We start from the raw sequence: 12,285 nt of genomic DNA, 5'->3' as shown, positions 1-12,285 counted from the left end.
CGGGCCGTCAGCAGCAGCTGGACGGTCGCCACATCCACACCCCGCTGACCCGACTTCACCACCGGCCAGGACGCGGGCGGCTGGGGCATCGGTGTGCCGCCCAGGTTGGCCATGGCCCGCAGCTGGGCGGGCGTTCCCCGGAAGACGTTGCGGTCGGCGATGCCGACGGACCCGTTCTTGCCCGGGATGCCCGGCACCCGCTCGGACTCGGTGTACTGCCAGAACGTCCAGGCACCCGCCCCCGGCACGGGCGGCGGCTCGTACGCGTCGCTGCCGTACCGGGCGAGCCACAGCGGATAGCCCTTGAAGACCTGCCCCTTGCCGCCCAGGCACTCCCGCACGAACGAGGAGCGCGTGTACACGATGGGCGTCACCTTGAACGCCGACTTCACCCGCTTCAGGAAAACGCTGAGCTGGTCGGAGCGCAGCGCCTTGGGGCACATCTCCTTGTTGTCGACTCGCACCTTCTCGATGTCCAGGACGGGCGGCAGTTGTCGGGCCTTGGTCCCGGTGTATCCGGCGGCGCTTGCGGTTCGGATGAAGTGATCGGCCTGGGCCGCGCCGTCCTTGGTGGTCTTCGGGTCGAAGAAGTGGTACGGCGCCCGCAGCATCGACGTGGCGGAGACGGCCTTGAAGTCCCGGGCGAACCAGGGGTCCTTGTTGCCGGTGCCCTGAGTCGCCTTGAGGAAGGCGAAGCTGTTGCTCCGGGCGACACGCTTCCAGTCGATGGCCTTGTCTGTCGCGTCATGGTTGTAGTGGCTGGTGTCGATGCCCTTCACCCCGTACGAACTCGGGGGCGCCGCGACGCCGGTGGAGGCGCCGGCCAACAGGGCACCGCAGGCGAGCGAGGCGGTCGCGGCGACCGCCGCCGCCAGACGAACTGGTCGGGAGTGCGAGAGGGCATGCGTGAGCACGGTCGGATCTCCTTCGGAAATGCCGTGGGTTCGGAAAGGCCTTGGGAACAGGTCGAGATGGCGTGTGCGGTGACGAGTCCGCACCGCCGAGCCGGGGGATGTCTCAACTCTGCCGTGCCGCTTCCGTCGACCTCCACAGTTGCGAAGCCTCACCCCATGCATGCACGCGTCCCGCCGTATGCACACCCCTGACCTGCGACGATGCACGGCATCCCAGGGCGGAATGCATAAGGCGCCCGCGGGTCAGGACGGCTGGGCGGACGACGGCCGGGAGCTGACGGGCGGCGGCTGGACGGCCATCAGCGCACGCCAGGTCGCGGCGTCGGCCTCCCCGGTCTCCGGAAGCTGATGGTCCCTCTGGAAAGCGGAGAGGTTCTGCGCCGTCGCGGAGGTGAACACGCCGGTGACGTCCAAGGGCATCCCCAGGTTGTGGAGCAGTTCCTGGAGCGCCATGACCCCGTCCCGGTCGGCATGGGTGTCGACCCGCACGAGCAACGGCCAGGTCTTCGGCCCGACTTTGCCGTCGGACACAAGCCCGTGTCTGCTCTGGAACGCCTTGACGGCGGCTTCGGTCTTCGGCCCGAACTTGCCGTCGACCTCCAGTTCGTACCCATGGGCGACCAGGAGATGCTGAACGGTCCGCGCCTTCCACCCCCAGTGGCCCCTCAGCGTCAACTGCCACTGGGAGAGGTCGGCGGTGGCGGTGGCGCCGGCACTGGCCGACGCATCGCCCGACGCCCCGCTCGGCGCATCGCCCGTACCGGAGCCCGCGGTCACCCACCAGACACCCAGGGCGATGACAAGAACGACGGACACGGCCACGGCGATCGTCCCCCAGGCACCCTGCCCGAACCGGGTGGCGAGAAGAGCCGCCGATCTCGGGACCGCCCCGCTCACCGGTGTTGGGCCGAGCGGCGCCACCCCGATGTGCACAGTGTCCGTTCGACCGCCCCCGCCCCCGGGACCGGGGCGCTTCGCCTCGGGGTCCCCGATCACCGCCGCATGCAGGGCCAGGGCCTGATCCAGTTCCTCGGCCGGTGCGCCCAGGTGCTTGTGCAGCAGCTCGATCACATGCGGCGGCGCGTTCTGGTCACGGCGGGGATTGAGATATCGGGACAGGGACGCCTGGTTGACCCCCACCCTCCGCGCCAGCGACTCCTGAGTCGGGGTCGGCTCCGCCTGCTCCCACCACCGCCGGAGCATCTCCGCGAGAGCGACCCCCTCCGACTGTTCCCTCTGTTCCCTCTGTTCGCCTGGTAATCCGCTCATCGTCCCCGTGTCCTGATCCGTTCCACCCGCTGCCCCGGCCCATGGCCGTGCACGGCCCCCGTGTATGGATACGTCAAACCCACGTACCTAAAATGTAGTTGACGCCCCATTCCCTCGGACGAGTTGCGATTTCACCCACCAAAACTCCCCCACCCCTTACTCCCCCTCACCCGAAGCACCCCTCCGTGCTGGAGTTCCGGCCGGTCACCGGACTGAACCGTCGGCATCTGCCCCCGTGGATCGCCACGGCGCCGGACCGACCGTTCCGGAGATCACCTGCGAACGAGTGATCGGGTTACACTCGCCGCCGACAAAGAGGGACCCATCGGATCCATGGGGCCCACGGGGCACACGAGGCGGGGGAGGCCGCTGTGGCGGTAAGAGGAAAGCAGATCGCGCTGTTCGTGCTCGTGGTCTTCGTTTTCTACGTGATCATTACCGACCCGGAGAATGCCGCCGGCTACGTCCAGATAGGGTTCGAGGGCATCTCGACCGCCGCCCAGTCCATCGGCGACTTCTTCACCTGGATCGCCAACGGGGCCGACTAGTACCCACACGTCGCAGCACGTCGTACGACCTTCTCGGAGCACCCATGATCCGCCACCTGGTCCTCTTCAAGCTCGACGAGGGCGTCGAGCGCGACGATCCGCGCGTCGTGGCGGGGGTGGAGGCCTTCCGCGCGCTCGACGGCAGGATCCCCGAGCTCCGCTTCTGGGAGCTGGGCTGGAACCTGAGCGACCGACCCATCGCGTACGACTTCGCGATCAACTCTGCGTTCGACGACGTGGACGCCCTGCGGCGGTATGTCGAGCACCCGGAGCACCAGGCGGGCGTCGCACTGTGGCGCGAGTTCGCCACGTGGGTGATCGCCGACTACGAGTTCTGAGCCGTAGGGCCGTACGGCCGTACGGCAGCCGCACGGCTCGACCCGCACTCGAACGGTGCGGGGCCCTTTTATGCCTGAAATACCCGCGCCCACCTTCAGCTCACCCCCAACTCTCCCTCAACACGAGGATATGCGGTGCTTGATCACAGTGCACATGTCTTGTGATGCTATGACCGCTTTTGACGGTTGAGTTGATGGATGAAGAGGTGGCGTTGACCGTGTCGGCCAGTACTGCGCCACCCCAGGAAGAAGCCCCGGCCCCCGACTCCGCCCCCGCCCCCGCCCCCGCCCCCGTTCCGGAGAAACGTCGCGGCGCCGACACCCGGGCCCTCACCCAGGTGCTCTTCGGCGAACTGAAGCACCTGGAGCCGGGCACCCCCGAGCACAACCGCGTGCGCGGGGCGCTCATCGAGGCGAACCTCCCGCTCGTGCGCTACGCGGCCGCCCGCTTCCGCTCCCGCAACGAGCCCATGGAGGACGTGGTCCAGGTCGGCACGATCGGGTTGATCAACGCCATCGACCGGTTCGACCCGGACCGGGGTGTGCAGTTCCCGACCTTCGCGATGCCGACCGTCGTCGGCGAGATCAAGCGGTACTTCCGCGACAACGTCCGCACGGTCCACGTCCCCCGCCGGTTGCACGAGCTGTGGGTACAGGTGAACAGCGCGACCGAGGACCTCACGACCGCCTTCGGCCGCGCCCCCTCGACCGCCGAGATCGCCGAGCGGCTGCGCATCAGCGAGGACGAGGTCCTCTCCTGCATCGAGGCCGGACGCTCGTACCACGCGACCTCGCTGGAGGCCGCCCAGGAGGGAGACGGCATGCCGGGGCTCCTCGACCGACTCGGCTACGAGGACCCCGAGCTCGACGGCGTCGAACACCGCGACCTCGTACGCCATCTCCTCGTCCAACTCCCCGAACGCGAACAACGGATCCTGCTGCTCCGCTACTACAGCAACCTCACCCAGTCGCAGATCAGCGCGGAGCTGGGGGTCTCCCAGATGCATGTCTCGCGGCTGCTGGCGCGGAGCTTCGCGCGGCTGCGTTCCGCCAACCGGATCGAGGCGTGAGCGCTCCGCTTGGGGCAGGGGCGCCTAATAGCTCGGGGGGCCTGGGGGTTTGCGGCTGCGGGTCCGTTGTGGTTGCTCGCGCAGTTCCCCGCGCCCCTTCAGGGCGTGACCGGCGGTAACTAGTTCCCCTCCCGAATACTGGCGATGGACCATGGGGCACGCGGGGCGCACGAAGGCAGGCGGGGCGCACAGAATTGGCCAGCGGCACACGTGCCCAGGCCATCTGGCATAACCGAATGCGCTGGCGAGGCATCACCGGCGAGAGCGAATCGCTCATCGCGCCACTTTCCGACAGTTCTGGCCCGAAACACCGTCAGACCGCTTGTTTCCAGGGCCTATTCACCCTCTCCATGTCGACATGTCACTACATCGCGTTGCCGACGTGTGACATTCTTCCCCCAGCGCGTTTGCCGTGGCCTCGCCGCCGGTATTCAGGTGGAGGCTGCGTTCCTTACGACGGAGCGTCCGCCGCGACCGTCCGCGACCCAAAGGGGGTGGCATGTCCGCAGACCAGGGCAGCTCGAAGGTGCTCACGCTCGTCAAGAGCGAGACCACGCCCGACGCTTTCCAGGCCCCTCAGGACCTTCAGGAGCTTCCGGGCCTTCCGGACCTTCCCGGTCCCCAGGCTCCGCCGGCGACTGACTTCCCGGCCTTGTCGGCCTCGGCGAACATCGACACCCGCACCTTGTCCCGCTCCCTGTTCCTGCGGCTGGCCGCACTCGACGAGAACAGCCCCGAGCGTGCTTATGTCCGGGACACCCTCATCGAGCTCAACCTCCCGCTGGTGCGTTACGCCGCCGCCCGTTTCCGGTCGCGCAACGAGCCGATGGAGGACATCGTCCAGGTCGGAACGATCGGCCTGATCAAGGCGATCGACCGCTTCGACTGCGAACGGGGCGTGGAGTTCCCGACGTTCGCGATGCCGACCGTCGTCGGCGAGATCAAGCGGTTCTTCCGCGACACCTCGTGGTCGGTCCGGGTGCCGAGGCGGCTGCAGGAGCTGCGCCTGGCCCTCACCAAGGCCAGTGACGAGCTCTCGCAGAAGCTCGACCGCTCCCCGACGGTCACCGAGCTCGCCGCCGTACTGGGCGTGTCGGAGGAGGACGTCGTCGACGGCCTCGCCGTCGGCAACGCGTACACGGCGTCGTCGCTGGACTCCCCCGCCCCCGAGGACGACGGCGGCGAGGGCTCCCTGGCCGACCGTCTCGGCTACGAGGACAGCGCGCTGGAGGGCGTCGAGTACCGCGAGTCCCTGAAGCCCCTGCTCGCCAAACTGCCGCCTCGCGAGCGCCGGATCATCATGCTCCGCTTCTTCGCGAACATGACCCAGTCACAGATCGGCGAAGAGGTCGGCATCTCCCAGATGCACGTCTCCCGCCTGCTCACCCGCACCCTCGCCCAGCTCCGTGAGGGCCTCATCTCCGACTGAGTCGAGCCACTTCGTTACACGTGTGACCGCCGGGAGCCGAAGGTGTCGGCATCCCGGCGGTCGCTGTGCGTAGAGGGCCGGTTCGTTGTCTGCGGGTGGGTGGGGGCTGGTCGCGCCCACGCGGCGGAGCCGCAAATCGACACAGCCCCGCGCCCCTTGGCGGCATGGGTCGCGCCCGGGCTTTTAGGGGCGCGGGGAACTGCGCGAGCAACCACAACGGACCCGCGGCCGCAAGATCACCGAACCCGGCAGACGAGTAGGCGCCCTGCGGCCAAGCCGAAGTACTAGGCCAACGCCAGCCACACAACGGCGGCCACAACCGCCACCGCTGCGATAGCACCGACGATCACACCAACACGCGGCCCGGAGGACGCCGCCGCGGCCTGCCGACCCCCGGCCGGGGTCTCGTCGACGAAGGCGCGGAACATCTGGGTGCTGCCCGCGGGGTCGTAGTTGCCCTGGGGGCCCTGGTTGTCAGCCATGGCCCGAGACCCTAGCGAATCGGGGAGGGGGCACCCAACCCGGGTACTTCGCCCGGGCCTGATCACTCGCCCTCCTTTGCCAAGACTTGGTCCGCAGATGCCCGATTTCGTTTGCCTGCGGCAACCAACCACTCCTATGGTTGCCCTAAGCAACAAATCTGGAAGGGTGGTCATGACCAGGCAGGCGCACTACGAGGAGCTGGCCCGTCAGCTCAGCGCCGTCGGAGTCGTGAAGCGGGAGATCGCGCGGATGCTGCCGTACGACTGCCCGGGCGGCAGCGCGGGCGTGCTGACACTCCTCGACCGGCACGGCGAGATGCGGATGAGCAGGCTCGCCGAGCTGCTCGCGGTGGACACGTCGGTGACCAGCCGCCATGTCGCGCACGTCGCCGAACGCGGCTGGATCGAACGCCTCCCCGACCCGGCGGACAAGCGCTCGCGCATCCTGCGCCTGACCCCCGCGGGCCGGGACAAGCTCGCCGAACTCCACCGGCGCAGCACCCGCCTGCTGGCCGACCGGCTGAGCCACTGGTCCGACGACGAGGTGGGAGAGCTCGTCCGGCTCATGGGCCGGCTGCGCGAGAGCTTCGACGACTGCCGGGCGGGACCCCGACCGCCCCGGACGCCGCCGCAGGCCGCCGCTCCCGTACCCCCAGACACAGGCACAGACATCACCACCCCCCGTACACCCGCAAAGCGCACGTAAGAGAAGGAAGACCATGGCAACGACCACACCAGCCGGTGTGCGGGCTCACGCCAAGCACGGAGGGAGCGTCGACGGCGGCCGGAACGGCGGCGGCGCTCCGATGACCCACCGGCAGATCATGGAAGCCCTGACCGGGCTGCTGCTCGGCATGTTCGTGGCGATCCTGTCGTCGACGATCGTGTCGAACGCTCTGCCCGACATCATCAAGGACCTGGGCGGCGGACAGAGCGCCTACACCTGGGTGATGACCGCGTCGCTGCTCGCGATGACCGCGTCCACCCCTCTGTGGGGCAAGCTCGCCGACCTGTTCTCCAAGAAGCTGCTGATCCAGCTGGCGCTGGTCATCTTCGTACTCGGTTCCGCCGCGGCCGGGCTGTCGCAGAACTCCGGCACGCTCATCGCGTTCCGCGCCGTCCAGGGCATCGGCATGGGCGGGCTCTCCTCGCTGGCGCAGATCATCCTCGCGACGATGATCTCCCCGCGCGAACGCGGCCGGTACAACGGCTACCTCGGCGCCACCTTCGCGACCGCGATGGTCGGCGGCCCGCTGATCGGCGGAGTCATCACCGACACCGACTGGCTCGGCTGGCGCTGGTGCTTCTACGTCGGCGTGCCCTTCGCCGTCATCGCCCTGATCGTGCTCCAGCGGACCCTGCACCTGCCGGCCGTCCGCCGCAAGGTCAAGGCCAAGGTCGACTGGGCGGGCGCCTTCCTCATCACGGCCGCGGTCTGCCTGCTGCTGATCTGGGTGACCTTCGCCGGTGACAAGTACGACTGGGTGTCCTGGCAGACGTACGCGATGGTCGGTGGCACGGTCGCGCTGCTCGCGGTCTTCGTGCTCGTCGAGGCCAGGGCGAGCGAGCCGATCATTCCGCTGCGGCTGTTCCGCAACCGGACGATCACGCTGGCCTCGCTGGCCTCGCTCTTCGTGGGCGTCGCGATGTTCGCGGGCACCATCTTCTTCAGCCAGTACTTCCAGCTGGCCCGGAACGAGTCGCCGACCATGTCCGGCGTCCTGACCATCCCGATGATCGCCGGCCTGTTCGTCTCCTCGACCGTCTCCGGGCAGGTCATCACCCGCACCGGCCGCTGGAAGGCCTGGCTGATCGCCGGTGGTGTGCTGGTGAGCGCGGGCCTCGGGCTGCTGGGAACCCTCCGATACGACACCGCGTACTGGCATGTGGCGGTCTTCATGACGCTGCTCGGGCTCGGCGTCGGCATGATGATGCAGAACCTGGTGCTGTGCACCCAGAACCAGGTGGACCCGACCGACCTGGGCGCCGCCAGCTCGGTGGTCACCTTCTTCCGCTCCCTCGGCGGCGCGATCGGCGTCTCCGCCCTGGGCGCGGTCCTCAGCCACCGGATCACCCACTACGCGGAGGACGGCCTAGCCGAACTCGGCGTGTCCGGCTCGTCCGTGGGCCACGGCGAGATCCCCGACCTGGACTCGTTGCCCGCCCCGATCCGCACGGTCATCGAGAGCTCCTACGGCCACGGCATCGGCGACGTCTTCCTCTACGCCGCGCCCATGGCCCTCCTCGCCCTCGTCTTCGCCCTCTTCATCAAGGAGGTACCGCTGAAGAAGAAGGGGGCGATGGTGCTGCCGGTGGCCGAAGAGACCATGGCGGCGGCCGAGAAGACCGCCACGGTGCCGCCCGTCGGTTCCGGCGGGACCTCGATCCGGGGGCATGTGCGCGGCGCCGAGAACGTGCCCGTCCCCCGGGCCGCCGTCACGCTGATCTCGCTCGATGGCCGTCAGCTCGGCCGTTCGGTCGCGGGGGCCGACGGGGCCTACGCGGTGGACGCGCCCGGTGCCGGGTCGTATGTGCTGATCGCCGCTGCCGACGGGTTCCAGCCGCAGGCGTCCACGGTCGTCGTGGACGGCGAGCCGGTCTCGTACGACGTCCTGCTGAGCGGCACGAGCGGCCTGAGCGGCGTCGTGCGTACCGCGCAGAGCGCACTGCCCGTCAAGGACGCCATGGTCGTGGTGACCGATGTGCGCGGGGAGGTGCTGGCCACCGGGAACACCGGTGAGGAGGGCGAGTTCGGCTTCGCCGAGCTGGTGCCGGGTGCCGTGACCGTCGCGGTGAACGCCGCCGGGTACTGCCCGCGCGCCCTGCCCGTCGAGATGGACGGCACCGGCGTCACCCGGATCGAGGTCGACCTGGAGGCCGGGGCCCGGCTCCAGGGGGTCGTACGGACGCCGCGCGGGGCCCTGGCGGACGCCCGCGTGACCCTCGTCGACGCGGCGGGCAACGTCGTCGGCACCGCCACCACCGGCGCGGACGGAGCGTACGCCTTCACCGACCTGAACGGCGGCGAGTACACGGTCATCGCCGGCGGTTACCCGCCGGTGGCCACGGCGCTAACGGTCACCGGCCCCGGCGTGGACGACCACGACATCGAACTCGCCCACCCCGGCGAGTAGTTCACACAGTTCGGACCGCGCCCCTTTCGGGGCGCGGGACTGTATCGATATGCGGCTCCGCCGCGTGGGCGCGAGGAACCACGACGTACCCGCACCGCAAAGACCCCAGTTCCCCCCGAGCTATTAGGCGCTCCCGGCCCTACGCTGTGCGCCATGGCACGGAACATCGCGACCAACACCAAGGTCTCCCTCGAAGAACTCCTCGACTTCGTACGCCCCCGCCACCGCGCGCTCCTCCTCACCCGCCGGGCCGACGGCAGTCCCCAGGCGTCGCCGCTGACATGCGGTGTCGACGGCTCGGGCCGGATCGTCGTCTCCACGTACCCCGAGCGCGCGAAGACGCGGAACGCCAAGCGGGACGAGCGGGTCAGCGTCGTCGTGCTGAGCGACGAGTGGGACGGCCCCTGGGTCCAGATCGACGGAACGGCGGAGGTCATCGACTCGCCCGACTCGGTCGAGCCGCTGGTGGAGTACTTCCGGAACATCTCGGGCGAACACCCGGACTGGGACGAGTATCGGGAGGCGATGATCAAGCAAGGGAAGTCGATCATCCGGGTCACACCGGTGAAGTGGGGGCCGGTGGCGACCGGTGGCTTCCCGGCACGGCTCGTCGAGGAGGGGTGAGTCGGGCTCAGCCGCGGTCGACCATGACCTCGATGCCGGCGATGAGGGTCTCCAGGGCGTAGGTGAAGTCCCGTTCGCGCATCTCCTCGACGGTGTCGCCGCCGCGGGCCTCCATGAGGTCCGCGGACTGCTGGACGATCTCGCCGAGTTCAGGGGTGTCGGACACCGCGCTCATCGCGTGGCGGAAGTACTCCTCCTGGGTCATGCCGGCACTGGCGCAGCGCTGGATGAAGTGCCCCTCGATGGTGCCGAAGCCGTACACGAACTGGAAGACGGCGGCGATCGCGCCGGTCTGGCCGTGGGCGGGGAGCCCGGTGCCGCGGATCACCCGCTGCACGGCGAGCGAGAAGTCGAGCGAGTGCGGGCCGATGTTGAGGAAGGTACCGGCGAGCGGCGACACCCAGGGGTGCCGGACCAGCACCGCCCGGTACTCCTTGGCGAGCATGCGGAGTTCGTCCCGCCAGTCCTCGCCGGCGCCCTCCCCGGGCAGCACCAGCTCGCCGAACGCCCGGTCGAGAGCCAGTTCCAGCAGATCGTCCTTGGTGTCCACGTACCAGTAGACCGACATCGCGGTCACATTCAGCTCGGCGGCGAGCCGCCGCATCGAGAACTTGGCCAGCCCTTCGCCGTCCAACAACCGCACGGCCGTGGTGATGATCCGCTCCCGATCCAGCCCTGACGGCTGCCCGCCTCGCCGGGCCCGGGCCTTCCTGTCCAGCCAGACACTGGCCCGCACGGCCCCTTCGGCCTGACTGGCTGCCCTAGGCATGGCGCACCTTCCAGAGTCTTTTGTACGTCAACTGCTCAGATGCTAGGCACGCAACGCCCCCAACAACCAAAGGGGGCGCGGGGCTGTGTCGATTTGCGGCTCCGCCGCGTGGGCGCGATCAACCACACGACCCGCGGCCGCGAAACAGCCCCAACCCCCCGAGCTAGTGGGCGACCACCACCCCCGAATCCGCCCTTTCCGCCCTGCGCAGCAACCCCGCCGCCACCAACCCCCCAAGCAGCACAGCCAGCGCCCCCACCAGCAAACTCAACTCCAACCCGGAGGAAAACGTGTCAATGACCTTCCGCTTCTCCTCCGAAGAGCTCACCCCCGCCAACGCCCCCGGCAGGGATTCCGCCGCGAACCGGGAGTTGAGCACAGCCCCCAGCACCGCCACCCCCAACCCCGTCCCGAACTCGGCCAACGTCCCGTTGATCCCGGCCCCGACCCCCGCCTTGGCCGGCGGTATAGAACTCATGATCGCGTGAGCCATGGCCGGATTGGCGACCGCGCAACCGACCCCGATCAACACCAACCCGAGCAGTGTCCCGGCATAACCGCCGGAGGCCATCGTCGCGATGGAGACGAGCCCCCCGGACATCAGCACCATCCCCAGCGCGATCGACACCGGCATCCCCAGCTTGGCCGTCCACTTGGCCGACAGCCCGGTGAAGTTCAGCGCGACGACGACCAGGGCGAGCGGCGCGGTCCTGAGACCGGCCTCCAGCGCGTCGTAGCCGAGCACGAACTGCAGATGCTGGGTGAGCAGGAACAGCGCCCCGCCCATCCCGAAGGTGATGAGCACCGCACCGCCGACGGCGCCCGTGAACCGCCGGTCTCGGAAGAAGTGCGGGTCGAGCATGGGGTACGGGATCCGGCTCTCCCAGTACGCGAACGCCGCGAGGACGACGACGGCGACGGCGCCCGTGGCCAGTACCTGGCCGGAGGTCCAGCCGTGCTCGGGGCCCGAGATGATCGCGTAGACCAGGGCGGTCATACCGATGGTCGACAGCATCGCGCCCAGCAGGTCGGGCCGATCACCCTGCGGGTTCTTCGACTCGGGAACCAGGGCGATCACGGCGACCACCCCCACCGCGGCGACCGGCAGGTTGATCAGGAAGATCGCGCCCCACCAGAAATGCCCCAGCATGAAACCGCCGACGAGAGGGCCGGCCGCGAAGCCGAGGGCGTTGACCGCGGCCCAGATGCCGATCGCCTTCGGCTGCTCCTCGGGCGTGAAGATCTGCATGGCGACGGCGAGCGTCGTGGTGAGCAGCAGCGCGCCGCCGACTCCCATGCCCGCCCGCGCCGCGATCAACTGCCCGGTGGTCTGGGCGAGTCCGGCCACCAGCGAGCCGATGCCGAACAGCACCAGACCCGCGATCAGCATCTTCTTACGGCCGTAGCGGTCGGCCGCGCTGCCCGCCGTGAGCAGCAGGCCCGACTGTACGAGCGAGTACGCGTTGATCATCCACTGGATGTCCGACGTGGCCGCGCCCAACTCCTCGGTGAGGGAGGGGATGGCCACGTTCAGCACGGTGTTGTCCAGCAGCACGGTGAGCTGTGCGAGACAGATGACGCCGAGGATCAGCCAGCGCTGGGGGTGGCCTTGGGAAACCGGGTACTTGGAGGCCTCGGGGGTGGCGGAGGTCGACATGCTGTACACCGTAGAACAGTTCTTATACGGCGTACAACGCGGTATTCGGCG

At 69.0% G+C, this 12,285-nt stretch carries 12 protein-coding genes; 7 read left to right on the top strand and 5 right to left on the bottom strand.

What is annotated here, in order from left to right; all coding sequences use genetic code 11:
* Both F3T56_RS21905 and F3T56_RS21900 read right to left on the bottom strand, forming a co-directional pair.
* A partial coding sequence (locus F3T56_RS21905; protein ID WP_246203747.1) for a glycoside hydrolase family 25 protein occupies positions 1 to 914 on the bottom strand: 914 nt, incomplete at its 3' end.
* Positions 915 to 1,157: 243 nt separating this feature from the next.
* A complete protein-coding gene (locus tag F3T56_RS21900) occupies positions 1,158 to 2,183 on the bottom strand; it encodes a peptidoglycan-binding protein (RefSeq protein WP_149826979.1) in 1,026 nt (341 codons plus the stop codon).
* 371 nt (positions 2,184 to 2,554) lie between these two features.
* Between F3T56_RS21900 and F3T56_RS46290 the strand changes: the two genes are divergently transcribed.
* From F3T56_RS46290 to F3T56_RS21885, 4 genes are all read left to right on the top strand, one after another.
* Positions 2,555 to 2,731: a hypothetical protein gene (locus tag F3T56_RS46290; protein ID WP_172639066.1), complete on the top strand. Its 177-nt coding sequence runs from the start codon at positions 2,555 to 2,557 to the stop codon at positions 2,729 to 2,731.
* Positions 2,732 to 2,775: 44 nt separating this feature from the next.
* Positions 2,776 to 3,069 (top strand): Dabb family protein, encoded by a 294-nt coding sequence (locus F3T56_RS21895; RefSeq protein WP_149826977.1) that lies wholly within the window; start codon positions 2,776 to 2,778, stop codon positions 3,067 to 3,069.
* Positions 3,070 to 3,263: 194 nt separating this feature from the next.
* Entirely contained in the window at positions 3,264 to 4,139 is an 876-nt protein-coding gene (locus tag F3T56_RS21890) for an RNA polymerase sigma factor SigF (protein ID WP_149826975.1), read from the top strand.
* 499 nt (positions 4,140 to 4,638) lie between these two features.
* Positions 4,639 to 5,568 carry an RNA polymerase sigma factor SigF gene (locus F3T56_RS21885; protein ID WP_149826973.1) on the top strand — a complete coding sequence of 310 codons (930 nt, stop codon included), beginning with the start codon at positions 4,639 to 4,641 and terminating at the stop codon, positions 5,566 to 5,568.
* A gap of 284 nt (positions 5,569 to 5,852) precedes the next feature.
* Here the strand turns inward: F3T56_RS21885 and F3T56_RS21880 are convergent, their stop codons facing one another.
* Positions 5,853 to 6,050, bottom strand: a complete 198-nt coding sequence (locus F3T56_RS21880; RefSeq protein ID WP_149826971.1) for a hypothetical protein — start codon at positions 6,048 to 6,050, stop codon at positions 5,853 to 5,855.
* 172 nt (positions 6,051 to 6,222) lie between these two features.
* On the opposite strand from F3T56_RS21880, the gene F3T56_RS21875 reads away from it, so the two are divergent.
* From F3T56_RS21875 to F3T56_RS21865, 3 genes are all read left to right on the top strand, one after another.
* Positions 6,223 to 6,756, top strand: a complete 534-nt coding sequence (locus tag F3T56_RS21875) for a MarR family winged helix-turn-helix transcriptional regulator (RefSeq protein ID WP_149826969.1) — start codon at positions 6,223 to 6,225, stop codon at positions 6,754 to 6,756.
* Positions 6,757 to 6,856: 100 nt separating this feature from the next.
* The gene (locus tag F3T56_RS21870) at positions 6,857 to 9,184 is read left to right on the top strand and encodes an MFS transporter (protein WP_484422100.1); all 2,328 of its coding nucleotides are present in this window, start codon (positions 6,857 to 6,859) and stop codon (positions 9,182 to 9,184) included.
* Positions 9,185 to 9,337: 153 nt separating this feature from the next.
* A complete protein-coding gene (locus tag F3T56_RS21865) occupies positions 9,338 to 9,808 on the top strand; it encodes a PPOX class F420-dependent oxidoreductase (protein ID WP_149826965.1) in 471 nt (156 codons plus the stop codon).
* Between the two features lie 7 nt (positions 9,809 to 9,815).
* On the opposite strand, the gene F3T56_RS21860 is transcribed toward F3T56_RS21865, so the two are convergent.
* Entirely contained in the window at positions 9,816 to 10,577 is a 762-nt protein-coding gene (locus F3T56_RS21860; RefSeq protein ID WP_149826963.1) for a TetR/AcrR family transcriptional regulator, read from the bottom strand.
* A 163-nt stretch (positions 10,578 to 10,740) separates the two neighbouring features.
* Complete coding sequence (locus tag F3T56_RS21855) at positions 10,741 to 12,234, bottom strand: MFS transporter (protein ID WP_149826961.1); 1,494 nt, start codon at positions 12,232 to 12,234, stop codon at positions 10,741 to 10,743.
* Between the last annotated feature and the right edge of the window lie 51 nt (positions 12,235 to 12,285).

This window comes from Streptomyces tailanensis, from assembly GCF_008386495.1.
Classification (GTDB): domain Bacteria; phylum Actinomycetota; class Actinomycetes; order Streptomycetales; family Streptomycetaceae; genus Streptomyces; species Streptomyces tailanensis.
Note: the sequence above shows the minus strand (reverse complement) of the source record. Positions and strands in the feature narration are given on the sequence as shown.

What these genes read in the sequence shown, in the direction of transcription:
- F3T56_RS21855 (WP_149826961.1), bottom strand. Translation starts at nt 12,234, where the DNA reads ATGTCGACCTCCGCCACCCCCGAGGCCTCCAAGTACCCGGTTTCCCAA.
- F3T56_RS21870 (WP_484422100.1), top strand. Translation starts at nt 6,857, where the DNA reads ATGACCCACCGGCAGATCATGGAAGCCCTGACCGGGCTGCTGCTCGGC.
- F3T56_RS21880 (WP_149826971.1), bottom strand. Translation starts at nt 6,050, where the DNA reads ATGGCTGACAACCAGGGCCCCCAGGGCAACTACGACCCCGCGGGCAGC.
- F3T56_RS21875 (WP_149826969.1), top strand. Translation starts at nt 6,223, where the DNA reads ATGACCAGGCAGGCGCACTACGAGGAGCTGGCCCGTCAGCTCAGCGCC.
- F3T56_RS21865 (WP_149826965.1), top strand. Translation starts at nt 9,338, where the DNA reads ATGGCACGGAACATCGCGACCAACACCAAGGTCTCCCTCGAAGAACTC.
- F3T56_RS21860 (WP_149826963.1), bottom strand. Translation starts at nt 10,577, where the DNA reads ATGCCTAGGGCAGCCAGTCAGGCCGAAGGGGCCGTGCGGGCCAGTGTC.
- F3T56_RS21890 (WP_149826975.1), top strand. Translation starts at nt 3,264, where the DNA reads ATGGATGAAGAGGTGGCGTTGACCGTGTCGGCCAGTACTGCGCCACCC.
- F3T56_RS21895 (WP_149826977.1), top strand. Translation starts at nt 2,776, where the DNA reads ATGATCCGCCACCTGGTCCTCTTCAAGCTCGACGAGGGCGTCGAGCGC.
- F3T56_RS21885 (WP_149826973.1), top strand. Translation starts at nt 4,639, where the DNA reads ATGTCCGCAGACCAGGGCAGCTCGAAGGTGCTCACGCTCGTCAAGAGC.
- F3T56_RS21900 (WP_149826979.1), bottom strand. Translation starts at nt 2,183, where the DNA reads ATGAGCGGATTACCAGGCGAACAGAGGGAACAGAGGGAACAGTCGGAG.